Origin of the sequence: Sinorhizobium sp. B11 (assembly GCA_039725955.1) — a bacterium.
GTDB lineage: Bacteria > Pseudomonadota > Alphaproteobacteria > Rhizobiales > Rhizobiaceae > Rhizobium.
The window spans coordinates 24704-48998 of sequence record CP091034.1; the positions used below are offsets into that span (position 1 = coordinate 24704).

Consider the following 24295-nt stretch of genomic DNA (forward strand, 5'->3'; position numbering starts at 1 on the left):
AGGATAAAATGAGCATGGCAAAACGATTGACGGGAGGAGCGCTGGCTCTGTGCCTCGGCCTTATCCTCCCGATCGGCGCATTCGCAGCAGAAAAGAATAGGGCACCGGCACCGACACCACTCACCGCCGCCGAACTCTACGTGATCTACGCCGACAAGACCTGGACCTGGAATACGGGCGGCGGCCGCTTCATCGGCGAGGACAGGCGTTTCGTCGCCTGGGTCGACAATGGCGGCAAGCAGTCTTTCGCCGAAGGCCGCTGGGTCGTCGATGACCTCGGTCAGATGTGCATGCGCGCGATCTGGACCAATAATGAGGGGGCGGCACGTGCCAGTACCTGCTTCGGCCACCGCAAGATCGGCAACACGATCTACCAGCGGCGTCAACCGAGCGGGGACTGGTACGTGTTCCGGCACGCTGCCACGAAAGCCGATGATGAGTTCCGGAAGCTGGTTCCGGCAGACACGGTGAGCCTGAAAGCGCAGGAGCTGAAGCAGGTTCTGGCGACCGACAAATAGCCGAAGGGGAGGACAAGACCATGAAAACCCTGGCGAAGAAAATCTCGACGGTAACGATCGCCATGCTTCTGCTCGGCGTTGCCGACGTGTCGCACCAAAGCGTGGCGCAGGGCGCCGCCACCGTCATGAATGCGGGTGCCCAGACCATTACAGACAAGACGATCACAGACAAGCGGCCCGCCATTCATGCCGATGGCATCAAGTTCGGTGCCTATGATCCGCATGGCGATTTCGGCGCGCAACAGAGCGTGACAACGGAACACCTCTTCCTTCCATGGGAAGACGTCGATCTTGAAACTCTGCGTGTGGCGGATGCCTATGCGCTGGCGAGGGGTCGCAACCTGTTGATCACGATCGAGCCCTGGTCATGGGACGTGGACTGGCGGCTGACGTCAGACGAACTTCGCTGGAAGCTGTTTCACGGCGACTACGATGTGAACATGCGGGCGATTGCCAGGATGATCGCTCAGCTGAAAAGCCCGGTCATCGTCCGCTGGGGGCAGGAAATGGAGGACAATTCCGGCCGCTTTTCGTGGTCCGGCTGGAATCCTTCCGATTATATAGCCGCCTACAGGCGCATGATGGATATCGTGCGGCGGGAGGCGCCCGGTACGAAGCTCATGTGGTCGCCGAAGGGTCTGACTGGCCTCAATGCCTATTATCCCGGGGACACTTATGTCGACTTCGTCGGCCTGTCAGTCTTTGGTCTCGAACCGTACGACCGTATCGCTCACAACGGCCCCCGGACCTTCACCGAGGCACTGAGGCCGGGTTACGATCTCGTCGTCCGGTATCACAAGCCGATCTGGGTGGCCGAATTGGGTTATGAGGGCAGTGACGGATACATAAAGCCGTGGATGGAGACGGCGACGCTCAAGCAGAGCGACTTTCCCGAGCTGCAGGAAGTCGTCTACTTCAATGACCGCGATGTCCATGCCTGGCCGTTCGATCTCGGCCGGCCCGACTGGCGGGTCATTGAAGACGCAAGCAACTAAGCTGGGGTTGCTGAAAAAGAAAGGCCCGCCGATGGCGGGCCTGAATTCGTTCCTGCGGGATATGATTACCCCTTGATTGTCGCCTTGCCGGTTTCGACAAGCTGCTGGGCGGCATCTGCCACCGAGACGCGCTCGAAGGCGAGCTCATCGCAGGTCGGGCGAAGAACGCGCTGATCAAATTCGGTGGAACCCATCGGCGCCGGCCGCGGATACTCGCCGACCTGGTCCTTGAGCAAGTTGATGTATTTGACCGTCTCCTGTTCCGTAGGGTTGAGCTGCGGCAGGATGGCTTCCCGCACTGCCGGCGACATCGGCACACCGCGCTCCACGCCGAGGATTTTGCCGGCTTCGACATCATTGACGAAGAAGCTGATGAATTTTGCGGCCGCCTCGCCCTGCTTGGTGGTAGCGCCCACGCTCCAGATCAGTCCCGGGCGGTAATAATGGCCTGACGGGCCGCCTGTCTTCTCGCGCGGCAGCATGGCAATGCCGAGCTTATTCTTGATGACCAGCTGGTATCCGACCATCTGGTTGGAATAGGCCATGCTGATGGCCGATTTGCCAAGGGTGAGGCAGTTCGTGTCGATATTGTTCTGGTCGAGCGTCTGTACATCCGCAGCAACGGTGCCGCCGGCCTTGCGCAGTTTCTCCCAGTAATCGAACCATTCCTTGGCATCATCGACTGTGAAGCCGAGGGTCGGGCTTTCCTTGGCATAGAGGCTCTTGCCGCGCTGCCGCAGCCAGGCGTCGAAGACATAGGTATAACGTGCCCCGTAGGGGCCGCTTTTGCCCGAGGATTTCCCGAGCTCTACGGCGAGCTTGGCATACTCATCCCAGGTGAGATCAGGCGTCGGAAGCGGAATGCCGGCCTTTTCGAATTCCACGCTGTCATAGAACATCGCGAAAGAGTTGAGGCCGAGGCCGACGCCGTAAAGCTTGCCGTCAACCGTCGTCAGTTTCAGCATGTCGGCGCCAAAATCATCGACCTTCAGCGTCGAAGGCACGAATTCGTCGAGCGGCAGGCAGGCGCCGCGCTTGGAATAATCCGAGATCGTTCCCGGCTCGAGCTGGAAGACGTCAGCGATTGCGCGACCGGCCATCTGCGTTGCGAGCTTCGTCCAATAGCCGTCGCCGGCAAGTGATTCACCGACGATGCTAACGCCCGGGGTTTTCGACTGGTAGAGCTTGGCGACATCGAGTGTGCGCTTCGCACGGTCGTTGGAGCCCCACCACATTGCACGAAGCGAGGTGTCCTCAGCGAGTGCGGGAATCGCGCTGCCGGCGCCGAAGGCGAGACCGGCCGCGGCACCTGCGGTTCCCATCAAGAATGAACGGCGATTGACCTGCATGATTTCCTCCTTTGTCTGATGCCCGATGCCATCCTCCAATGGTCTTTTCGAGCGTTCGGGAGGTAGAGTACGCAAAAAATTTCTCTTTGCAAGAAATTATAGTTCTCTTGCAAATTTGCATAATTTGCATAATCTTTGCTGTATGAATGAGGTCAAAATGAACGAGACCAGGATCAGAAAGCCGCGCCAGGCCGATATTGCCAGTCTGGCCGGCGTTTCCGTTTCCACGGTCTCGCGGGTGCTCGCCAACGAGCCTGGTATCAGCGAAACCGTACGACGGCACATTTTGAAAGTTGCCGCCGAGAACGGCTATCCGGTGAAGACTGTTTCGGAAAGCGTTCCGGGCGGGCTTGCCCTGATTGCCAGCGATGGGGCCACCGGCGGCCTCAGCGTCTTCTACGAATCGATCGTCGAAGGCCTTCGTGCCGGTGCCGCGGATGCCGGCATGCCGTTTGAAGTACGGCTGGTGCGTGAAGATCGAACGACACCCGATGTGGTCGGCGAATATCTGCAGACGGCGCAAGCCGAAGGACTTTTCCTCGTCGGCATCGATCCAGGCGATACGCTGCGGGTCTGGCTGGAAGAGACGGGAACACCGACCGTTCTCGTCAATGGCACTGATCCCCGCCTGCGCCTTGATGGCGTCTCTCCCTCAAATTTCTTCGGCGCCTATGAGGCGACGAGCCGGCTCACGAAAGCCGGCCATCGCCGTATCCTGCATCTCACCGGTTCGCATCGTCATACGATCCGTGAACGTGTGCGCGGCTTCGAGGCGGCGATTGCTGCCGTTCCTGATGCCGAGGGCCGGCTCGTTCCGCTCACTTTCGAGGGTAGTGCCAGCCGCGAGGCGCATGAGCGCACGGTCGAAATGCTCGCGGAAGATCCCGGCTATACGGCCGCCTTCTGCATGAATGATTTCATTGCCGTCGGCGTGCTCGAAGCCGTTACCGAAGCGGGCCTTCGCGTTCCCGAGGATTTCGCGATCGTCGGCTTCGACGATTTGCCCTGTGCCGTCATGACCAATCCCAGGCTTTCCACCATGCGCGTCGACCGCGCGGCCCTTGGCCGCGAGGCCGTTTCTCTGATGATCTCCCGCTACCGCGACAGGACCGCCCCGGCCCGCCACATCTGCCAGGCTGTCGTTCCCGTTGCCGGAGGCACTGTTCCCGATACCGACAAGCTGTGAGTGATGCCGATGACCTATGATCCCGCCAGCGCCAATCCGCTTGCAGGCAATCCGCTGAAGACCCGCGACGACATGATCCGCGCCGTCAACGACCTCTTCAATCCGCTGCTTCCTTTCTTCTCCGACGGCAATGCCCGTGTTCGCCTCGATGGCGCAGGCGCCCATTTCGACCGGGCCGCCGCCGATCTTGAGGGTTTCGCTCGTCCACTCTGGGGCCTTGCACCGCTCGGCGCCGGCAAGAACGCTTTCGATCACTGGCACCGATTTGCCGAAGGTCTTGCGAATGGCTGTGATCCGGCGCATCCCGAATATTGGGGTACGGTCAATGCCCGCGACCAGCGCATGGTGGAATTGGCAGCCCTCGGCTTTGCCTTGGCGCTGGTGCCGGAAAAGATCTGGGAGCCGCTCGACAAACGCGCCCGCGATAACATCATCGCCTATTTCAAGCATGTCCGGCAGTTCGACTATGCTGACAATAACTGGAAGTTCTTTCGCATCTTCGTCGATATCGCCCTCGACCGCCTCGGCGCCGATTTCGACCGCAGCCTGACCAGGCAATATCTCGAAGAGCTCGAAGGTTTCTACATTGGCGATGGCTGGTACCGGGACGGCAATATCCGTCGCATCGACCACTACATTCCCTTCGCCATGCATTTTTATGGCCTGATCTATTCGAAGCTGGTCGATGACGACTATGCCAAGCGTTATCGCGAGCGCGCCGTGCTCTTCGCCAGGGATTTCCGTCACTGGTTTGCGCTCGATGGCGCGACAATCCCCTTCGGCCGCAGCCTCACCTATCGATTCGCCTGTGCCGGTTTCTGGTCGGCGCTCGCCTTCGCCGATCTGGAGGCATTGCCCTGGGGCGAGGTCAAGCATCTCTGCCTCGAGCATCTGCGCTGGTGGCGGGATAAGCCGATCGCCAGTCACGACGGCGTTCTTTCCATCGGCTTCGGCTACCCGAACCTCTTGATGTCGGAAAGCTATAATTCAGCCGGCTCACCCTATTGGGCCTTCAAGGCCTTCCTGCCGCTCGCCATTGCCGAGGATCATCCTTTCTGGACCGCAGAGGAAAAAGCGCCCGAGCAGACACCAGCAGTGGTCCCGCAGCGTCATCCCGGCATGGTTATGATGCGTGCGGGCAATGATGTCGTGGCGCTATCGTCGGGTCAGGAAAACCTGCAGATGCGCTTTGGCACCGAGAAATATGCAAAGTTCGCCTATTCGGCCCGCTTTGGTTTCAGTGTCGAGGCCGACGAGCGCGCCTTTGCGCTTGGCGCCTTCGATTCCGCGCTCGCCTTCAGTGATGACGGATTGCACTACCGGGTTCGTGAAACCAACGAAGCGGCGAAGATCGCTGGCGACGTTCTTTATTCCCGCTGGTCGGCCTTCAAGGACGTGAAGGTGGAAACCTGGCTCGTGCCGGCAGCTCCCTGGCATATACGCGTTCACCGCATCACGACACCACGCCCGTTACAGACCGCAGAAGGCGGTTTCGCGATTACCAGACGCGATCTCGATGCCGATACGCTGTTCGCAGAGCAGGGATCGGCTCATGCGATCGGCGAGGCAGATTTCACCGGTATCGTCGACCTCGGTTCGTCGATCAGGCGAAACGGCCTTGCCCAGAAGGCGCTGCCGAATACCAACATGATCGTGTCCAAGACACTCGTTCCCCAACTCCGGGGCGAGATTCCGGCTGGCGAAACGGTTCTGGTTACGGCTGTACTGGCGTTGAACGATCCGGCTGCCGTATCGGGGGCATGGACCACGCCTCCGAAAGCACCCGATATCGACGCACTGCAGAAGCTGGTCGGTGAGAAGGGCGTGACCGTCAGCGCCATAGAAGCGCCAGGGCATATGCCATGAACCGTGCTGCCATAGTCCTCGCCATGCAGCCATCGCGCACGGAGCATGTGCTGCCCGAGGCGGTCCTTCGCCGGCTGGATGGCATCGGGCGTCTGCTCGATGCCGAACCGCTTCAGCACTTCGATGACGAACGTGCGAGACGTCTGCTGTCCGAGGCGGAAATCCTGATCACCGGCTGGGGCGCGCCCTATGTCGGTCGGGAGGTTCTGACGCTTGCGCCGAAGTTGAAGCTCGTGGTCCACGCAGCGGGAACCGTGAAGGGCATCGTCGATGCCTGCATTTTTGACGCCGGCATTGCCGTCAGCCATGCGGCCGAGGCCAACGCCGTCCCGGTCGCCGAGTTTACGCTCGCCGCAATCATCTTTGCCGGTAAGCATGTCTTCCGCTTTCGCGACCTTTACGTCGCGGACCGTCATCGGGACCGAACCCACCCGATGCAGCATGAAGCCATCGGCAATTATCGCCGCGCGGTTGGCATCATCGGCGCTTCACGCATCGGCCGACGCGTCATCGAACTCCTGAAGCCTTTCGATTATCAGGTGCTGCTATTCGATCCGACCGTCGACGCGGAGCAGGCGGGCGCTCTGGGTACAGAAAAAGTCGAGCTGGACGACCTGATGCGCCGGTCGGACATCGTCTCCGTTCACGCGCCGTCTCTGCCCTCCACCCGGCACATGATTGATGCGTCGAAGCTGGCATTGATGAAGGACGGCGCAACCCTGATCAATACGGCCCGTGGTGCACTGATCGACGAGGATGCTCTGTTGGCCGTTCTGAAGACCGGCCGCATCGACGCCGTCATCGATGTGACCGATCCCGAAATACCGGGACCGGAATCGGCGTTTTACGATCTGTCCAATGTCTTCCTGACACCGCATATAGCCGGCGCAGTCGGCCTTGAGCGCAGCCGCCTCGGCGAAATGGCGGCAGGCGAGGCCGAACGCTTCATCAAAGGCGAGCCCATGCTTTACGGGCTCACCCTCGAAGGTCTGGAAAATACAGCCTGAGGCCTTAGGACGCCTTCATCGAATTCGGTGAACCGTCGTTGGCAAGCTCCGGCATCAGATCGGAAATATTGACGACCCGGCCGGTGCGCGAACTCGTCAGTGCCGCGATGCCGCAGAGCACGGACATGGCTCCGGCACGGGTGCCAGCCCGCTGCGCCAGCCTGTCCTGCATGTCTGGCTTGAAGATCATGTTGCGCATCCGGTCGTCACCACCGTAATGGCCGCCGGAAGAATGCGGTACCTTGATGCGCTCGACCGCTTCCTTTCCATGCGGGAAGTTGCGGATCAGCAGGATCGTGTCTTCCCGCGGCTCTTCCCAGGGCTGCGCCTCATACTGGCGAATCTCGATGCGTCCCTTTGTGCCGTTAAAGGCCAGATGATGACCTTCGATCGGTTGGAACGTGTTCAACGAATAGGAGACGTGAACGTTGTTCCGGTAGCGAATGGAAACGACCATCGTATCGGGAATGTCGATATCCTCGCGAAAGACACAGCCGTCGCGGAAATAGCCGTCGATCTTCGAGGGATCCTCGTAAAGCGTGTCGAGGAAGGGATCCTTTTCGAGATCGAGATAGTAATCGCATTCATGGCTGTGCGGACAGAGCTTGCAGCGCGGGCCGCGGAAAGGTCCCTTGCGGCCATAATTCTGCAGGTCGGCAAAGGAGGTTACGGCATCGGGGTCGCTGTCCAGGTACCAGTTCAGAAGGTCGAAATGGTGCGTCGCCTTGTGAACGAAGAGGCTGCCGGAATTTTCCGTATAGGCATGCCAGCGGCGGAAATAGTCGGCGCCGTGCTTGGTGTTGAGGTACCAGTGAAAATCGACTGAGGTAACACGGCCGATCTCGCCGGAATTCAGGAGTTCCTTGATCTTTGCAGCCGTCGGGGCATAGCGATAGTTGAAGGAAACGTCGACCCGGCGGCCGGTGCGCTTTTCGGCATACAGAATCCGGCGAATCTTTTCCACCGACGTCGTCATCGGCTTTTCGGTGATCACGTCAATGCCGGATTCCAGCGCCCGCACGATGATATCGTCATGTGTATGATCCGGCGTGCAAACGATCGCCAGATCCGGCTTCTGCTCTGCCAGCATCGCATCGATGTTTTCATAAAGCGGCGCGTTGCTGCCGATCATGGTGCGGGCGCGCTCGCCGCGCAGCGAATTCTTCTCGACAATCGCAGTCAGGTCGACATGCTCGCGCCAGCCGGAAAGCAGATCCTTGCCCCACATCGTGGTGCCGCGGTTACCGGTGCCGATCAGGGCAAAACGGCGTTTCTCCATCGAATGATTCCTCCTTCATACGTGATGAAACGGATTGGATTTTAAAACTAGATCTGGCAGCAGCTCCTGAACCGCTCGACGCAGGTGGCGATCACCTCGTCGGCAGGGCGCTTCCACCAGTTTTCAGCGGAGAAGATTTCGACCTCCTGTGCGCCGAAGAAGCCGGCGGCCTCCACCATCCGTCTTATGCCTTTGAGATCGATAACGCCATCGCCCATCATGCCGCGGTCGAGCAGCATGTCCTTGGTCGGCACCAGCCAATCACAGATATGGTGCGCAAAGATGCGCTTCATCCGTCCGGCGCGGGCAATCTGGTTGGCAAGATCGGGATCCCACCAGACGTGATAGACATCGACGGCGACGCCGACATCCTGGCCGAGTTGCTCGCACATATCGAGCGCCTGGCCAAGCGTGTTCACGCAGGCGCGGTCGGCGGCATACATCGGATGCAGCGGCTCGATTGCGAGCTTCACGCCCGCAGCCTGAGCATGCGGCAACACGGCGGCAATGCCGTCGAACACCATCTGGCGCGCCGCGACGATATCCTTCGAACTGCCCGGCAATCCGCCGACGACGAGCACGAGGCAATCGGCCGAAAAGGCTGCCGCCTCGTCGATGGCACGTCGGTTGTCGTCCAGGTTTTTCTGCCAGTCCGCCTCGTTTGCCGCCGGAAAGAAGCCGCCGCGGCAGAGCCCCGTCAATTTGATCCCGTTCGATTTGACGATCCGCACAGCCTCGTCGAGGCCGGCCTTGGCAACCTGATCGCGCCAGGGTGCGATCGAGGTGATGCCGTGTTTCAGGCAGATATCGACGGCTTCGGCGAAGCCGCATTGCTCGCGGATCGTCGCAAGGTTGATCGAAAGTCCTTCGATCTGCATGTCATTCCCCTCCCATTGCCGCGCCGGCGCTCAATGAACGCCGTGAACGGCAAGCACCTGCTTCATGCGATCAGTTGCAAGGTCCGGATCGGCAAGAACCCGGGCCTTGTCGGCAAGGCGGAAAAGCTCCGCCAGATGCGTGAGCGAACGTGTGCTCTGCTGGCCGCCGATCATCGTGAAATGGTCCTGCAGACCGTTGAGATAGGCGAGGAAGACGACGCCGGTCTTGTAGAAGCGTGTCGGTGCCTTGAAGATGTGGCGCGACAGCGGAACGGTCGGCTCGAGCAGGTCGAAGAATTCGTGGTTACTCTTGCGGCCAAGCGCGTCGAGTGCGGCCGAAGCCGCAGGTGCGATGGCGTCGAAAATGCCGAGCAGCGCGTCCGAATGGCCATGCTCATCGCCGGCGATCAGTTCGGCGTAGTTGAAGTCGTCGCCAGTATACATGCGCACGCCCTTCGGCAGCTGCCGGCGCATCGTCACTTCCTTCTCCTTGGAAAGAAGCGAGATCTTGATGCCGTCGACTTTGGCGGCATTGGCTTCAATTGCCTGCAGGCAGGTTTCCATGGCCTTCATGTGGTCGCCATTGCCCCAATAGCCGGCCAGCGCCGGGTCGAACATTTCGCCGAGCCAGTGGATGACGACGGGTTCCTTCACCTGGCGAAGAATGCGGTCATAGACCTTGATATAATCGTCCGGCCCCTTGGCTGCCGCGGCTAGGGCACGGCTTGCCATGAGGATGATGCGACCGCCGACGGCTTCCACCGTCTCGAGCTGTTCCTCGTAAGCCCGGATGATCGTGTCGATCGTCACGTCGGGGCCGGGCGTCAGATGGTCGGTACCGGCGCCACAGGCAATCAGCGCGTCCTTGCGGGAGGCGGCTTCGCCAAGTGCGCGGCGGATAAGCTCGCGGGCCTCCGGCCAGCCAAGCCCCATGCCGCGCTGCGCCGTATCCATAGCTTCGGCAACGCCGAGACCGAGATCCCAGAGGCGATGGCGGAAGGCGAGGGTGCGTTCCCAGTCGATCGCCGGCGTCAACCAGGGATCGTTGTCGGCCAGCGGATCGGCGACGACATGGGCCGCGGCAAAAGCGATGCGCGGGAAGCTCTTGGCGTCCCGCTTCTTGAGTTCGATCGGCGTGCCGGTCAGCGTATAAGGAGCGATCTTGCCGTCGAGAGGAAGATTGATCGTCGTCACGGCTCAAAACTCCAGGGCGGGGACATCGAGCCAGCGGCGCTCGGCCCAGGATTTCAGGCCGAGTTCTGCAAGCTGAACGCCCTTGGCGCCGGCTTCCAGGCCATAGGGCCACGGAGCGTCTTCGACCACGTGACGGATGAACATTTCCCACTGCGCCTTGAAGCCATTGTCGAAGACCTGCGTATCCGGCACTTCGTCCCAGGTCTTGTAGAAGTCGATCGTCTGCGGCTGGTCGGGGTTCCAGACAGGCTTTGGCGTATTGACGCGATGCTGGCTCCAGCATTTCGTCAGCCCGGCAACGGCCGAGCCATGCGTGCCGTCCACCTGGAAGGTCACGAGGTCATCGCGGCGAACACGCACGGCCCAGGATGAATTGACCTGCGCGATCGCGCCGCCTTCCAGCTCGAAGGTCGCATAGGCTGCATCATCGGTATCGCAGTTGTAGGGCTTGCCCTGTTCATCGATACGGGTGGGAATATGGGTTGCACCCAGGCAGGAAACGGCCTTCACCTCGCCGAAGAGATTATCGAGCACATAGCGCCAGTGGCACAGCATATCGAGGATGATGCCGCCGCCATCGGCCTTGCGGTAGTTCCAGGACGGGCGCTGGGCCGGCACGCCCCAGTCCCCTTCGAAGACCCAGTAGCCGAATTCGCCGCGCACAGAGAGGATCTTGCCGAAGAAGCCGGAATCGCGCAGCAGCGCAAGCTTGCGCAGGCCGGGCAGGAAGAGCTTGTCCTGCACCACGCCGTGCTTGAGGCCGGAGGCACGCGCCTTGCGGGCTAGGTCGATCGCAACCTGCAGGTCGTCGGAGATGGGCTTTTCGCAATAGACGTGCTTGCCGGCATCGAGCGCCTTGGACAGCAGCTCTGCACGCATCAGCGTCGTTCCGGCATCGAAGAAGATGGCGTCATCGGGATTGGCGAGCGCAGCATCAAGATCGGTCGACCAGCGCTTGATGTTATGCTTGCGGGCAAGCTCCTCCATCTTCGCGCCGTTGCGGCCGACGATGATCGGATCGATTTCCAGTTTCTCGCCTGATTTCAGCGTGATGCCGCCCTGATCGCGAAAGGCGAGGATCGAACGAACGAGGTGCTGGTTGTAACCCATACGGCCGGTAACGCCGTGCAAAATGATCCCCAAACGTGCCACTTTTTCCTCCCTGGAAGCTTTTATGCGTCGGGAGCGGGCAGTCAGGCCCGGCCCTCCCGAGCCGGTAACTAAACAGTTACTTGATGGCAGAAGAGGAATATTGCTGTCAATAGCCAATTCGGTTTTTTGAAAATCAGCGCTTTATCGAAGCGAGCGTGACGTGAACGATGTGGCGTTCCCAGGTCTCGAGACTCGCTGGCGTGATGAGATCGCGGCCGAAGATCGTCGAAAGTGTGTACTGGTTTGAAAGGTAGAAATAGCCAAGTGAGGCGATTGTCAGATAGACATGCAGCGGATCGGCGGTCTCGATGAAGACGCCAGCCTTTTTGCCCTCTTCCAGGACCTGCGAAAGCTCGCCGATCAGGTGCGAGTGCAGTTCCTTCAGCCGCACGGACTGGCGCAGCCAGCGGGCGCGGTGCAGATTTTCCGTGCCGAGCAGGCTGAGGAACTCCGGATGCTGCAGGAAGTAGCGCCAAGTGAAGAGGGCGAGTTCCCCAATGCCTTCCTCAGGGCTGCGCGTGCCGATGTTCAGGGCGCGCTCGGCGGTGCGGATGCTGACATAGGCTTCTTCGAGGACGCGAAGATAGAGCTGCTCCTTGTCGCCGAAATAATGGTAGAGCATACGCTTGTTGGTGCCGGCGCGCTCGGCAATGGAATCGACCCGCGCGCCGCCCATGCCGTTTTCGGCAAATTCCCGTGTGGCGGCTTCAAGAATGGCCGCACGTGTGCGCTCCGGATCGCGTTGGGCGGTTCGTTCGGTGGATGGACGCTTGATCTTCTTTTTTGCGCTCTCCCCTGTGTCGTTCATACGATTTCCCCTATCTTCCCCATGTTGCGCTCATAAGGCTTAAGCGGGAGAATGTAAAAACCCGAATTGGTCGGCGCAATCGGGTCACCAACACCGCTTGACAGCCCGAAGACTTTGAACATAACTTGTAACCAATTAGTTATTTGTTGCAAGATAGCTAATTCGGAAGCGTGTGGAGGCGCTTCCTGTTGGGAGGAGGAAACCAATATGTCTTTTCGTGTAAGCAGACGTAATTTCATGGCGGGCGGAGCAACGCTCCTTTCGCTTTCGGCGCTCGGAAACAGCGCTTTTGCCCAGGAAAACCGCTTGCGTCTCATCTGGTGGGGCTCTCAGCCGCGCGCTGACCGCACCAACAAGGTCTCAGACCTTTTCAAGACGAAAAACAGCGGTGTTGCCATCACCGGCGAATTCCTCGGATGGGCCGATTACTGGCCGCGCCTCGCTACGCAGGTGGCCGGCCGCAACGCCCCTGACGTCATCCAGATGGATTATCGCTACATCGTCGAATATGCCCGACGCGGCGCTCTTGCTCCGCTGGAATCCTATATGCCCTCGAAGCTGCAGCTCGATGATTTCGATCCGGCGCAGATCGAAGGCGGCAAGGTCGACGGCCATTTCTATGGTGTCAGCCTCGGCGCGAACTCGGCAGCGACCGTCATCAACACGGTTGCCTTCAAGGAAGCCGGCATCGATGTGCCGACCAACAAGACGACCTGGGAAGAATTCGGCAAGATCGGTGCTGAAATCACCAAGGCCGGCAAGCGCAAGGGCTATTTCGGCTTTGCCGATGGCAGTGGCGGCGAGCCGCTCTTCGAAAACTACCTGCGCCAGCGCGGAAAGGCGCTCTACACGACGGATTCGAAGATTGCCTTCGGTGCCGAGGATGCGTCCGAATGGTTCGACATGTGGGCCAAGTTCCGTGAGGCCGGCGCCTGCGTAACGCCGGACATTCAGGCGCTCTACAAGGATACGATCGACACCAGCCCGCTGACCGTCGGCAAGGCTGCCTGCGACTACGCCCACTCCAACCAGTTCGTTGGCTATCAGGCGATGGTCAAGGACAAGCTTATGCTCAGCAACTATATGAGGATCAAGCCGGACTCGAAGGGTGGACACTACCGCAAGCCTTCGATGTTCTTCTCGGTTTCCGCCCAGTCCAAGGCGATCGATCAGGCTGTCGACTACGTCAACTTCTTCGTCAAGAACCCCGATGCTGCCAAGATCCTCGATGTTGAGCGCGGTATTCCGGAATCGAAGGCGATGCGTGACGTCGTTGCCGGCACGCTCGATGAAACCGGCAAGGTCCCGCTCGAATATGTCAGCGGTCTCGGCGATCTCGCAGGCCCGCTTCCGCCCCCGCCGCCAACCGGCGCCGGCGAAGGCCAGGTCGTGCTCCGCACTATCTCGGAGCAGGTCGCTTTCGGCCAACTTACCCCGGCTGATGCCGGTAAACAGCTCGTGGATGAAATCACGCGAATTCTCGCGCGGGGTTGATCTTATATGACCAATGCGATGCGCACGTCCGCAGGGGCGGTAACCGTGGAAAGATATCAGGGAGTACGGGCTGACGGACGCCTCCGGCGGCTGTGGAATGCCAATGCTCCCGGCTATCTCTTTCTGCTTCCGTGGCTGATAGGCTTTTTTGGCCTGACACTCGGCCCGGCCCTGATTTCGCTCTACCTCTCCTTCACCGACTTCGACATGTTGAGGGCGCCGGGTTGGGTGGGAGCCGCAAATTACGTGCGCATCGCGACGGCCGATCCGAAATTTGCATCGGCCATGTCCGTCACATTGACCTATGTCGTCTTGTCGGTGCCCTTCAAGTTGACTTTTGCGCTTCTTGTTGCGCTTGCCCTGAACCGGGGCTTGCGCGGCCTGCCGATCTACCGCGCGATCTTCTACCTTCCGTCCCTTCTTGGCGGCAGCGTGGCGATCGCCGTATTGTGGCGCCAGCTTTTCGCCAGCGACGGTCTCGTCAACGCCGCGCTTTCGCATTTCGGTATCGTCGGCCCGAGCTGGATTTCGCATCCGAGCTATTCGATCTACACGCTGGTCGCACTCTCCGTCTGGCAGTTCGGCTCGCCTATGATCATTTTCCTGGCCGGCCTGCGCCAGATCCCGCAGGATATGTATGAGGCTGCAAGCCTCGACGGTGCATCGAAATTCCGCCAGTTCTACAAGATCACCCTGCCGCTGCTGACGCCCGTGATCTTCTTCAATGCTGTCGTCCAGACGATCGACGCCTTCAAGGCCTTCACGCCGGCCTTCATCATATCCGGCGGCACGGGTGGCCCGATCAATTCGACGCTGTTTTATACGCTCTATCTCTATCAGGAAGCTTTCGGCAATTTCCGCATGGGCTATGCCTCGGCGCTCGCCTGGATCCTCGTGGTGATCATCGCGATCTTTACGGCCTTCTCCTTCCTGACCTCGCGCTATTGGGTACACTACGATGACTGAGATGACCGCTTCCGTCACCGCGGCCAGGCCGCCATCGGACATTACCAAACGCAGCCTGCCGGCAACGCTCGTCATCCACGCGCTGCTGATCGCCGCCTCGCTCCTGATGCTCTATCCGCTGCTGTGGATGGTGTCGGCATCGGTCAGACCGGAAAACGAGATCTTCTCGTCGACCTCGCTCATTCCGTCCTCGGTCGATTTTTCGTCCTACGTGCGCGGCTGGACCGGCCTCGACATCAGCTTCGGCCGCTTCTTCTGGAATTCGCTCGTCATCTCGCTGCTGGTTGTCGCTGGCAACGTCATTGCCTGTTCGCTGACCGCATTCGCCTTCGCGCGACTGCGTTTTGCCGGCCGGAACTTCTGGTTCGCGATCATGCTCGGCACGCTGATGATCCCCTATCACGTGACGCTGATCCCGCAATATGTGCTCTTCCTTGATCTCGGCTGGGTCAACACCATCCTGCCGCTGGTCGTGCCAAAGTTCCTGGCAAGCGACGCCTTCTTCATCTTCCTGATGGTGCAGTTCTTCCGCGGCATCCCGCGCGAACTCGATGAAGCCGCGATGATGGATGGCTGCAGCGCCTGGCGCATCTACTGGAAGATCATGCTGCCGCTGTCGCTGCCGGTTCTGGCCACAGCTGCCATCTTCTCCTTCATCTGGACCTGGGACGATTTCTTCGGTCCGCTGATCTACCTCAACGACATGAACACCTACACAATCCAGCTCGGCCTGCGCACTTTCGTGGACTCCACCAGCGCATCGGACTGGGGCGGATTGTTCGCCATGTCGACGCTCACGCTCGTGCCCGTGTTCTTCTTCTTCCTGTTCTTCCAGCGCCTGCTGATCGAGGGCATCGCCACGACTGGCATGAAGCGTTGATGGATCGGGCGGAAAAGCCAGACAGGATAAAGTGACATGAGCATCAAGACAGTCGCGATCATCGGCTGCGGTATCGGCCGCTCCCATATCGTCGAGGGGTATCTGCCGCATCCGGACAAGTTCAAGGTCGTAGCGATCTGCGACCTGAACGAAGATCGCCTGAGGACGATCGGCGACGAATTCGGCATCGAACGGCGCACGACCTCCTTCGACGAGCTGCTTGCCGATGACGGCATCGACATCATCGATATCTGCACGCCGCCGGGCATCCACAAGGAACAGGTCATTGCCGCACTTGCCGCCGGCAAGCATGTCGTTTGCGAGAAGCCGCTCACCGGTTCGCTCGCCGGGGTCGACGAAATCATCGCTGCCGAGAAGACCGCCAGAGGCACGTTGATGCCGATCTTCCAATATCGCTACGGCGATGGTGTCGAGAAGGCAAAGCGCATCATCGATGCCGGGCTTGCCGGTAAATTCTATATGGGCTCGGTCGAGACCTTCTGGCGCCGCAAGCCGGAATATTACGCAGTACCCTGGCGCGGCAAATGGGCTACCGAACTCGGTGGCGTACTCGTCACCCATGCGCTCCATTTGCACGACATGCTCTTTTATCTCGCCGGTCCGGCAACCCGCGTCTTCGGCCGCGTGGCGACCCGCGTCAACGAGATCGAGGTCGAAGACTGCGCCTCCATCAGCCTGGAGATGCAGAACGGCGCCTTCGTTTCGTTGTCCTGCACGCTCGGCTCGCAGAACGAGATCAGCCGGCTCAGGCTTCACTTCGAAAACATCACATTCGAGAGCAATCACGAGGCCTATGCGCCCGGCCAGGATCCTTGGCAGATTATTGCTGCCGATGACGAAGTTCAGGCGAAGATCGATGCCGTCATCGCTGACTGGCAGCCCGTACCGCTGCGCTTCAACACGCAGATGCTGCGCTTCCACGATTATCTGATGGGCAAGGGACCGCTTCCGGTGACGAGCGCGGATGCAAGGCGCGCGCTGGAGCTGGTCACGGCCATCTACCAATCTTCCGACAGCGGCGCCGATGTTGCCCTGCCGATCGGTCCTGACAGCCCGAAATACGCCGACTGGCGTGCAAGAACCAAATAAGAGGGGATTTCGGAACATGGCAACGAGTGTCGTTCTTCAGAAGGTCGAGAAGCGCTATGGGCAGCTCGACGTCATCCACGGCATCGACCTGACGATCGATCCCGGTGAGTTCGCGGTCTTCGTCGGCCCGTCTGGCTGCGGCAAGTCCACGCTGCTGCGCATGATCGCCGGCCTCGAGGAAATCTCCGGTGGTGCGCTGCTGCTCGACAACGAGCGCATGAACGAGGTGACGCCCGCCAAGCGCGGCATCGCCATGGTCTTCCAGTCCTATGCGCTCTATCCGCATATGTCGGTCTACAAGAACCTTGCCTTCGGTCTCGAAACCGCAGGCTACAAGCGGGCGGAAATCGAACCGAAAGTACGCCGCGCCGCGCAGATCCTGCAGATCGAGAAGCTGCTCGAACGGAAGCCGAAGGCACTCTCGGGTGGCCAGCGCCAGCGTGTTGCAATCGGCCGTGCCATCGTGCGTGAGCCGCGCATCTTCCTCTTCGACGAGCCGCTGTCCAACCTCGATGCTGAACTGCGCGTCCAGATGCGCGTGGAGATTTCCCGCCTGCACCGCAGCCTCGGCAACACGATGATCTACGTCACCCACGACCAGGTGGAAGCCATGACGATGGCCGACAAGATCGTCGTCCTGAATTCCGGTCGGATCGAGCAGGTTGGCGCCCCTCTCGACCTCTACAACAATCCCGCCAACCGTTTCGTCGCCGGCTTTATCGGCAGCCCGAAGATGAACTTCCTCAATGCCAGGATCGAAAGTGTCACCGACACCGGCTCGACGATTAACGTCTGCGGCAGCTCCATCCAGCTCGGCCGTCGGCTTGCCGGTCAGCCGGGCCAGGACGTTACCTTCGGCATCCGCCCAGAACATCTTGCCGTGACGGAAGGCGGCACCGTGCTCTCGACCGTCAATGTCGATCTCGTCGAAAATCTCGGTGGCGCCACCATGCTCTACGCAACGACGCCGGACAACCAGGCGCTAACCATAGCGCTTGATGGTCAGCAGAAGGTCGAGCGCGGCACCAATGTGAAGGCATCCTTCGATCCCGCCCGCTGTCACGTTTTCGACGCCAGCGGCAAGACGATCTGAAAAAGCCGCCGCTTGACAGCCGATCCCTCTCAAGCCCATCATTTCCTTGAGGGTGACGAGGGGGATAGGCGTGACGCCTGAAGAGAGGATCCATGCGCTTGGCATTTGGCAAGGTCCGATCGACATAGTCCCGATCACCGGCGGCCTCACCAACCGGAACTATCTGGTGAGAGATGGCGCGCAGCGTCGCGTTGTCCGCCTGGGCGACGATATCCCGGTCCACCACATCAACAGGCAGAACGAGCTTGCGGCAAGCCGTGCAGGCCATGCGGCCGGCATCTCGCCTGCCGTTATCCATCATGCGCCAGGCGTGCTGGTTCTCGATTTCATTGATGCCAAACCACTGTCGCCCGATGATGTCAGGAAGCCCGAAACGCTTGCCCGTCTCATTCCACTGATCCGCGCCTGCCACCGCGACATGGCCCGCCATTTTCGCGGTCAGGCGCTGATCTTTTGGGTTTTCCATGTGATCCGCGATTACATCGCAAACTTGAAGGCTGCCGGCAGTCCTTATGCACCGCTGCTGGACGAGCTGCTTGCCAAAGCCGAGCGTCTCGAAGAAGCCGCGGGCCCCTTCGAGATTGCCTTCGGTCACAACGACCTGCTCGCCGCCAACTTCCTCGACGATGGCAGACGGCTTTGGCTGATCGACTGGGATTATGCCGGCTTCAATACGCCGCTGTTCGATCTCGGCGGTCTTGCGTCCAACAGTGAGTTTTCTGAAGAGGCGGAGCGCATGATGCTGGAAACCTATTTCGATCGGCCGCTGACGGATGATTTGAGCCGCCGCTACCAGGCCATGAAATGCGCCTCGCTGCTGCGCGAGACGCTCTGGAGCATGATCTCCGAGATCCATTCGACCATCGATTTCGACTACGCCACCTATACCGCCGAAAATCGTGCACGTTTTGAGCGCGCCTATCGGGCATTTGAACAGGATCATTGAATGACGAAGGAATTACCGAAGACGGCAAAGGCCGTGGTCATCGGCGGCGGCATCATCGGCTGCTCGACCGCCTATCATCTGGCCAAACTCGGCTGGACCGACACGGTGCTGCTGGAGCGCAAGAAATTGACCTCCGGCACGACATTCCACGCCGCCGGCCTCGTCGGGCAATTGCGTACCAGCGCCAATATCACCCAGCTTCTGGGATATTCCGTCGACCTCTACAAGAAGCTCGAAGCCGAGACCGGCCTCGGCACCGGCTGGAAGATGAATGGCGGCCTGCGGCTTGCCTGTAACGAGGAGCGCTGGATCGAGGTCAAGCGTCAGGCGACGACGGCCCAGTCCTTCGGCCTCGAAATGCATCTTCTGAATCCGCAAGAGGCTTTTGATCTCTGGCCGCTGATGACGACAGACGATCTTGTCGGCGCCGCCTATCTGCCGACGGATGGCCAGGCCAATCCCTCCGACATTACCCAGGCGCTGGCAAAAGGCGCTCGCATGGCCGGTGTCTCGATCTTCGAGGACACAGAAGTACTCGATCTCGAAATCGACAAGGGCAGGATCCGCGCCGTCATCACCGCACAAGGCCGTATCGAATGCGAGCGTGTCGTGGTCTGCGCTGGCCAATGGACCCGCAGTTTCGCCACCCGCTTCGGCGTCAACGTGCCGCTCGTCTCCGTCGAACATCAATACATCATCACCGAATCCTTCGGTGTGCCTTCCAATCTCCCGACGCTGCGCGATCCTGATCGCCTCACCTATTACAAGGAAGAGGTCGGCGGCATGGTCATGGGCGGCTATGAGCCGAATCCTATCGGCTGGGCTATGGACGGCATACCCGAAGGTTTCCACTACACGCTGCTCGACAGCAATTTCGATCACTTCGAACAGATCATGGAGCAGGCGCTCGGTCGCGTGCCCGCTCTTGAAAACGCGGGCATCAAGCAGCTTCTGAACGGCCCGGAGAGTTTTACGCCCGATGGCAACTTCATCCTCGGCGAAGCACCGGAACTGAAGAATTTCTTCGTCGGTGCCGGCTTCAACGCCTTCGGCATCGCGTCTGCCGGTGGCGCCGGCATGGCGCTTGCCGAATGGGTAACGAAGGGCGAGCCGCCCTACGACCTCTGGCCGGTCGATATCCGCCGCTTCGGCCGCCCGCATTTCGACACGGACTGGGTTCGCACGAGAACCCTGGAGGCCTATGGCAAACACTACACCCTGGCCTTTCCCTTCGAGGAATACTCAAGTGGCCGTCCCTGCCGCAAGTCGCCGCTTTATGAACGGCTGAAGGCGCAGGGCGCCTGCTTCGGCGAAAAACTCGGCTGGGAGCGGCCGAACTGGTTTGCCGATCTCTTCGCCAATGAAGAGCCGAAGGATATCTACACATATGGCCGCCAGAACTGGTTTGAGGCCGTCGGCCGCGAGCACAAGGCGGTGCGCGAAGCAGCCGTCATCTTCGACCAGACCTCCTTTGCCAAATTCGTGCTGAAGGGCAGGGATGCCGACACGGCACTGTCATGGATTGCTGCCAACGATGTCTCAAAGCCTGTGGGATCACTGATCTACACGCAAATGCTGAACGACAAGGGCGGCATCGAATGCGACGTGACCTGCGCGCGCATTGCCGAAAACGAATATTACATTGTCACCGGCACCGGCTTCGCCACGCACGATTTCGACTGGATCTCGCGCAGCATTCCCGATGGCCTCCACGCCGAACTCGTCGATGTCACTTCCGCCTATACCGTGCTCTCGCTGATGGGCCCGAATTCCCGCACCATCCTGGAAAGGGTCACGACAAGTGACACCTCCAACGCTGGCTTCCCCTTCGGTCGGGTCAAGACCATCGGCATTGCCGGCTGCCCTGTGCGGGCGTTGCGCATTACCTATGTCGGCGAACTCGGCTACGAACTGCATGTGCCGATCGAATACGCGACGACCGTTTATGATGCGCTGATGGCCGCAGACGGGCAGTTCGGCCTCGTCAACGCCGGCTATCGCGCGATCGAGAGCTGCCGTCTGGAAAAGGGCTATCGCGCCTGGGGTTCTGACATCGGTCCTGATCACACGCCCATTGAAGCTGGGCTCGGCTGGGCGGTGAAGACACGCAAGACCACGCCTTTCAAGGGGCGGGCGGCGATCGAGCGGCAGCTCGAAAGCGGTGTGAAGAAGATGCTCGCCTGCTTTGTGCCCGATGATCCCGATATCGTGCTGCTTGGCCGTGAAACCATCTACCGTGACGGACAGCGCGTCGGCTGGCTTTCCAGTGGCGGCTTCGGTTATACCATCGGTAAGCCAATCGGTTACGGCTATGTGCGTCATAGCGATGGCGTAACGGAGGATTTTGTCCTCTCCGGCGTCTATGAGCTGGATGTCGCGCGCGAACGCGTGCCCTGCAAGGTTTCGCTAAAGCCGCTCTATGACCCCGAAATGAAGCGGATCAAGGCCTAAAGCATGTCGCGCCAAAGTGCGCAGCGGTTTTGCGATGACGAAGTGCGTAAAAGCAAAGACCTAAAGCTCGGCAAGCGAAACCTCGGGATGACGACGCGATTTGGACGACTGCGGCGAGAACCGGCTTCCCTTGACGCTTTCTCATCCCGTGGCAGCCACGGGATGAGAACGGCGCGAAGTGCTTCAATAAAGGGGCAGCCTATTGTCCTGGATAAGAATCTCCAGCTTGTTCGCCACGTCCTCCGTCCAGGCGATGTTCCCGGTCAGCGCCTTCGGAAATAGGCCTGGTAGCTTGAACAGTGCAGCCGAGACCGCCGCGCCGTTGCGCGGCACATCGGCGATCAAAGCCGCAATCTCCCCGGCGCGAGGGTCACGCAACTCATAACGCTCGCCATTCCGATCGAGACCCGTCGCATAGCGCATCCAGGCCGCAACGGCGATCGCATAGGTCTCCGCTTTGCTACCCTTGGCAAGCGCTTCCGTTGCCGGTTCCAGCAGGCGCTGCGGCAGTTTCTGTGTGCCGTCCATGGCGATCTGATAGGTACGGTGGGCGATCGCCTTGTTTGCAAAGCGTGCTATCAATTCGTTCGCATAGGCATCGAGATCGATGCCGGGTACCGGATCCAGGGTCGCCGCCGCCGCACTCATGTGCCGGCGTGCCAGTGCCGCCAATCCTGCATCATCCATGACGTCGCGGACAAATTCATAGCCTGCTATATAGCCGAGATAGGCGAGGAGCGAATGCGCGCCGTTCAGCATACGCAGCTTCATCTTCTCATAGGCCGAGACTTCCTCGACCATCAGCGCGCCATGAACCTTTTCCCACGCCGGACGGCCGTTGACGAAGTGGTCCTCGATCACCCACTGGGTAAAGGGCTCCGTCTCGATTGCCGCCAGGTCTGTGCGGCCCGTCAGCCGCTTGGCATCGGCATAGGTCTCATCGGTGCTTGCCGGCGTAATGCGGTCGACCATCGTCGAAGGGAAAGGCACATTCGCCTCGATCCATCGATGCAGATCCGCATCGATGCGGGCGGTATATTCCAGCACCAGACGCTTCAGCACCGCACCATTGCTCGGCAGGTTGTCGCAGCTGAGCGGCGTAAAGGGAGCGATACCCTTCTCCCGGCGCCGCCTCAGACCCTCGACGAGATAGCCGATGACGCCACGCGGCGCATGCCGGTTGGCGAGGTCGGCGACAATATCGGGATGCTTGAGGTCAAGCCCTCCCGTTGCCGGATCGAAACCATAGGCCTTTTCCGTCACCGTCATGCTGACGATGCGGATTTCAGGATCTTCGAGCCGTGTCAGCAGGCCTGCCGGATCGCGGGGCGCCACATGTGCCCCCAGGATCGAGCCGATAACATGAGCCGTCGTGCCCGATGTATCACGGATCAGCACGGTATAGAGCCCGTTCTGGGCGGAGAGGTTATCCGCGACATCGGGGGTGCGCAGGCTCGCCACCTCGATGCCCCAGTCGCCGCCGGCGGCTGCCAGCGCGCCGTCCGTGAAAGGCGCGAAATGCGCACGGAAGAAGGCACCGGGACCGAGATGCAGGATGCCGGCCTTTAGCGCATTCCTGTCATAGGCAGGAAGCTTCGCCGTCGGCGCAAGGCCGGTCACGTTCTGTAATCTGTCGCTCACAGTTTGTAGGCCTTCTTCGCATTATCATAGGAGAGTTCGCGCGCCACGGTCTCGGCTTCCTTTTTGGAAATCCGATGCTCGACCGCAAGCTGCGCCAGGAAGCGGCAAATCTCGCGGCGCCAGACATCGTGACGGGCGGGGATCGACAGGAGCGCGCGCGTATCGTCGTTGAAGCCGGCAAGATTGGCGAAACCGGCCGTCTCGACGACCTGGTCGAGATAACGACGAATGCCGAGCGGGCTGTCGTGGAACCACCAGGGCGGCCCGATCATCAGGCAGGCCCAGTGGCCGGCCATCGGCGCAAGCTCGCGGGCATAGGTCGTCTCGTCGAGCGTGAAGAGCAGGATGCGCAGGCCAGGCGCATGGCCGTATTTCGAAAGCAGGGCATTGAGGCCGCCGACCCAGTCCGTGCGCGTCGGAATATCGGCGCCCATATTCGGTCCACGGGTTTCGAAAAGTTCACGGTCCGTGTTGCGGCGCGAACCGGCATGGATCTGCATCACCATGCCATCTTCGGCCGAGAGCCCAGCCATTTCCGTCATCATCTGGCCGCGGAAAAGCTCTGCATCGGCGGCCGAAAGGGGACCCCTCAGCGCCTTGTCGAGCAGCGCCTGCTTTTCGGCAAGCGGCAGATCGGCAGTAAAGGCCGTCGGCACGCCATGATCGGTCGCCGTTGCGCCGAACTGGCGGAAATAGGCGCGCCGCTTGCGGTGCGCCTCGATCAGCCCATCCCACTTGGTGATGTCGCAGCCGGTGATCTCACCGAACTTGATGAGATTGTCGCGGAAGCCGATGGCATCGGGATCGGTGACGCTGTCCGGTCGGTAAGTGGTGCGCACTTTGCCGATCCAGCCGTCGGTCGCCATCTTCTGATGGTGCGGAAGCGGGTCGAGCGCGCCTTCGGTTGTGGCGATCGTCTCGATGGCGAAGCGCTGGTGTAGCGCCCGCGGCCTGAACTCCGGAAGTTTCAGCTGCGCATTGATATGATCGTAGAGCGCATCGGCATTCTCAGCCGTCAGCGGCTCGGTGCAGCCGAGCACGGCCGACATGGCATGGTCGACCCAAAGGCTCGACGGCGTTCCGCGGAAAAGATGATATTTGGCGGCGAAAGCACGCCAGATATCCCGGCCGCTCGCCACCGGTTTGCCGTCGAGTCGTGGCACACCGAGCTCATCGAGTTTGGTGCCGGTGCTGTGCAGCATGCGGAAGAGATAGTGGTCGGGAATGACGAGCAGCGAAGCGGCGTCTTCGAAGGCCTTGTCGTCTGCGAACCAGGATGGTTCGGTATGCCCGTGCGGGCTGACGATCGGAAGGGCGCGTACGGTCTCGTAGAGATCGCGTGCTATTGTCCGCGTTGCCGGATCGGCGGGAAAGAGCCGGTCCGGATGAAGAAAGCCATTGCCTACATCCATCAGTTATCCTCCCTGATGGGATAAGGGCCTACCCCACAAGACGGAATGCGGCAAGGGCTTTTAGTAACCA

20 protein-coding genes are annotated in these 24295 nt (G+C 60.3%); 12 read left to right on the plus strand and 8 right to left on the minus strand.

The window, feature by feature from the left end; genetic code table 11:
- Positions 1-8 precede the first annotated feature (8 nt).
- Positions 9-518, plus strand: coding sequence for a DUF995 domain-containing protein (locus LVY75_09875; protein ID XAZ23558.1), 510 nt, complete (start codon positions 9-11; stop codon positions 516-518).
- 20 nt (positions 519-538) lie between these two features.
- A complete protein-coding gene (locus LVY75_09880) occupies positions 539-1513 on the plus strand; it encodes a glycosyl hydrolase family 5 (protein XAZ23559.1) in 975 nt (324 codons plus the stop codon).
- A gap of 65 nt (positions 1514-1578) precedes the next feature.
- Here the strand turns inward: LVY75_09880 and LVY75_09885 are convergent, their stop codons facing one another.
- A complete protein-coding gene (locus LVY75_09885) occupies positions 1579-2862 on the minus strand; it encodes an ABC transporter substrate-binding protein (GenBank protein XAZ23560.1) in 1284 nt (427 codons plus the stop codon).
- A 157-nt stretch (positions 2863-3019) separates the two neighbouring features.
- Here LVY75_09885 and LVY75_09890 point away from each other — a divergent pair, with 157 nt between their 5' ends.
- The 3 genes from LVY75_09890 to LVY75_09900 are packed head-to-tail and all read left to right on the plus strand — an operon-like array spanning position 3020 to position 6921.
- Positions 3020-4048 carry a LacI family transcriptional regulator gene (locus LVY75_09890; protein XAZ23561.1) on the plus strand — a complete coding sequence of 343 codons (1029 nt, stop codon included), beginning with the start codon at positions 3020-3022 and terminating at the stop codon, positions 4046-4048.
- A gap of 9 nt (positions 4049-4057) precedes the next feature.
- A complete protein-coding gene (locus tag LVY75_09895; GenBank protein XAZ23562.1) occupies positions 4058-5914 on the plus strand; it encodes a DUF2264 domain-containing protein in 1857 nt (618 codons plus the stop codon).
- The gene (locus LVY75_09900; GenBank protein XAZ23563.1) at positions 5911-6921 is read left to right on the plus strand and encodes a hydroxyacid dehydrogenase; all 1011 of its coding nucleotides are present in this window, start codon (positions 5911-5913) and stop codon (positions 6919-6921) included. Before LVY75_09895 ends, LVY75_09900 begins: the two co-directional genes overlap by 4 nt.
- 4 nt (positions 6922-6925) lie before the next feature.
- On the opposite strand, the gene LVY75_09905 is transcribed toward LVY75_09900, so the two are convergent.
- The 5 genes from LVY75_09905 to LVY75_09925 form a co-directional block, all read right to left on the minus strand.
- Positions 6926-8200, minus strand: coding sequence for a Gfo/Idh/MocA family oxidoreductase (locus LVY75_09905; GenBank protein ID XAZ23564.1), 1275 nt, complete (start codon positions 8198-8200; stop codon positions 6926-6928).
- Between the two features lie 47 nt (positions 8201-8247).
- Positions 8248-9078: a sugar phosphate isomerase/epimerase gene (locus tag LVY75_09910; GenBank protein ID XAZ23565.1), complete on the minus strand. Its 831-nt coding sequence runs from the start codon at positions 9076-9078 to the stop codon at positions 8248-8250.
- A gap of 30 nt (positions 9079-9108) precedes the next feature.
- Positions 9109-10272: a dihydrodipicolinate synthase family protein gene (locus LVY75_09915; protein XAZ23566.1), complete on the minus strand. Its 1164-nt coding sequence runs from the start codon at positions 10270-10272 to the stop codon at positions 9109-9111.
- A gap of 3 nt (positions 10273-10275) precedes the next feature.
- Complete coding sequence (locus LVY75_09920; GenBank protein ID XAZ23567.1) at positions 10276-11424, minus strand: Gfo/Idh/MocA family oxidoreductase; 1149 nt, start codon at positions 11422-11424, stop codon at positions 10276-10278.
- Positions 11425-11557: 133 nt separating this feature from the next.
- Entirely contained in the window at positions 11558-12232 is a 675-nt protein-coding gene (locus LVY75_09925) for a TetR family transcriptional regulator (GenBank protein ID XAZ23568.1), read from the minus strand.
- Between the two features lie 207 nt (positions 12233-12439).
- Here LVY75_09925 and LVY75_09930 point away from each other — a divergent pair, with 207 nt between their 5' ends.
- From LVY75_09930 to LVY75_09960, 7 genes are all read left to right on the plus strand, one after another.
- Positions 12440-13726 carry an ABC transporter substrate-binding protein gene (locus LVY75_09930; protein XAZ23569.1) on the plus strand — a complete coding sequence of 429 codons (1287 nt, stop codon included), beginning with the start codon at positions 12440-12442 and terminating at the stop codon, positions 13724-13726.
- A 6-nt stretch (positions 13727-13732) separates the two neighbouring features.
- Positions 13733-14692 carry a sugar ABC transporter permease gene (locus LVY75_09935; GenBank protein ID XAZ23570.1) on the plus strand — a complete coding sequence of 320 codons (960 nt, stop codon included), beginning with the start codon at positions 13733-13735 and terminating at the stop codon, positions 14690-14692.
- A 1-nt stretch (position 14693) separates the two neighbouring features.
- A complete protein-coding gene (locus LVY75_09940) occupies positions 14694-15572 on the plus strand; it encodes a carbohydrate ABC transporter permease (protein XAZ25884.1) in 879 nt (292 codons plus the stop codon).
- A gap of 36 nt (positions 15573-15608) precedes the next feature.
- Entirely contained in the window at positions 15609-16682 is a 1074-nt protein-coding gene (locus tag LVY75_09945; protein XAZ23571.1) for a Gfo/Idh/MocA family oxidoreductase, read from the plus strand.
- A 16-nt stretch (positions 16683-16698) separates the two neighbouring features.
- Complete coding sequence (ugpC, locus tag LVY75_09950; GenBank protein XAZ23572.1) at positions 16699-17775, plus strand: sn-glycerol-3-phosphate ABC transporter ATP-binding protein UgpC; 1077 nt, start codon at positions 16699-16701, stop codon at positions 17773-17775.
- Between the two features lie 70 nt (positions 17776-17845).
- On the plus strand, positions 17846-18721 hold the full coding sequence (locus tag LVY75_09955; protein ID XAZ23573.1) for a phosphotransferase: 876 nt from the start codon (positions 17846-17848) through the stop codon (positions 18719-18721).
- Positions 18722-21172, plus strand: a complete 2451-nt coding sequence (locus LVY75_09960) for an FAD-dependent oxidoreductase (protein XAZ23574.1) — start codon at positions 18722-18724, stop codon at positions 21170-21172.
- A gap of 183 nt (positions 21173-21355) precedes the next feature.
- On the opposite strand, the gene LVY75_09965 is transcribed toward LVY75_09960, so the two are convergent.
- Together LVY75_09965 and uxaC are read right to left on the minus strand one after the other, a co-directional pair.
- A complete protein-coding gene (locus tag LVY75_09965; protein ID XAZ23575.1) occupies positions 21356-22813 on the minus strand; it encodes a mannitol dehydrogenase family protein in 1458 nt (485 codons plus the stop codon).
- The gene (gene uxaC, locus LVY75_09970) at positions 22810-24225 is read right to left on the minus strand and encodes a glucuronate isomerase (protein XAZ23576.1); all 1416 of its coding nucleotides are present in this window, start codon (positions 24223-24225) and stop codon (positions 22810-22812) included. The genes LVY75_09965 and uxaC overlap by 4 nt, the downstream gene beginning before the upstream one ends.
- Positions 24226-24295: the final 70 nt, after the last annotated feature.

What these genes read in the sequence shown, in the direction of transcription:
- LVY75_09895 (XAZ23562.1), top strand. Translation starts at nt 4,058, where the DNA reads ATGACCTATGATCCCGCCAGCGCCAATCCGCTTGCAGGCAATCCGCTG.
- LVY75_09900 (XAZ23563.1), top strand. Translation starts at nt 5,911, where the DNA reads ATGAACCGTGCTGCCATAGTCCTCGCCATGCAGCCATCGCGCACGGAG.
- LVY75_09880 (XAZ23559.1), top strand. Translation starts at nt 539, where the DNA reads ATGAAAACCCTGGCGAAGAAAATCTCGACGGTAACGATCGCCATGCTT.
- LVY75_09930 (XAZ23569.1), top strand. Translation starts at nt 12,440, where the DNA reads ATGTCTTTTCGTGTAAGCAGACGTAATTTCATGGCGGGCGGAGCAACG.
- LVY75_09945 (XAZ23571.1), top strand. Translation starts at nt 15,609, where the DNA reads ATGAGCATCAAGACAGTCGCGATCATCGGCTGCGGTATCGGCCGCTCC.
- LVY75_09875 (XAZ23558.1), top strand. Translation starts at nt 9, where the DNA reads ATGAGCATGGCAAAACGATTGACGGGAGGAGCGCTGGCTCTGTGCCTC.
- LVY75_09935 (XAZ23570.1), top strand. Translation starts at nt 13,733, where the DNA reads ATGACCAATGCGATGCGCACGTCCGCAGGGGCGGTAACCGTGGAAAGA.
- uxaC (XAZ23576.1), bottom strand. Translation starts at nt 24,225, where the DNA reads ATGGATGTAGGCAATGGCTTTCTTCATCCGGACCGGCTCTTTCCCGCC.
- LVY75_09925 (XAZ23568.1), bottom strand. Translation starts at nt 12,232, where the DNA reads ATGAACGACACAGGGGAGAGCGCAAAAAAGAAGATCAAGCGTCCATCC.
- ugpC (XAZ23572.1), top strand. Translation starts at nt 16,699, where the DNA reads ATGGCAACGAGTGTCGTTCTTCAGAAGGTCGAGAAGCGCTATGGGCAG.
- LVY75_09960 (XAZ23574.1), top strand. Translation starts at nt 18,722, where the DNA reads ATGACGAAGGAATTACCGAAGACGGCAAAGGCCGTGGTCATCGGCGGC.
- LVY75_09940 (XAZ25884.1), top strand. Translation starts at nt 14,694, where the DNA reads ATGACCGCTTCCGTCACCGCGGCCAGGCCGCCATCGGACATTACCAAA.
- LVY75_09885 (XAZ23560.1), bottom strand. Translation starts at nt 2,862, where the DNA reads ATGCAGGTCAATCGCCGTTCATTCTTGATGGGAACCGCAGGTGCCGCG.
- LVY75_09905 (XAZ23564.1), bottom strand. Translation starts at nt 8,200, where the DNA reads ATGGAGAAACGCCGTTTTGCCCTGATCGGCACCGGTAACCGCGGCACC.
- LVY75_09910 (XAZ23565.1), bottom strand. Translation starts at nt 9,078, where the DNA reads ATGCAGATCGAAGGACTTTCGATCAACCTTGCGACGATCCGCGAGCAA.
- LVY75_09890 (XAZ23561.1), top strand. Translation starts at nt 3,020, where the DNA reads ATGAACGAGACCAGGATCAGAAAGCCGCGCCAGGCCGATATTGCCAGT.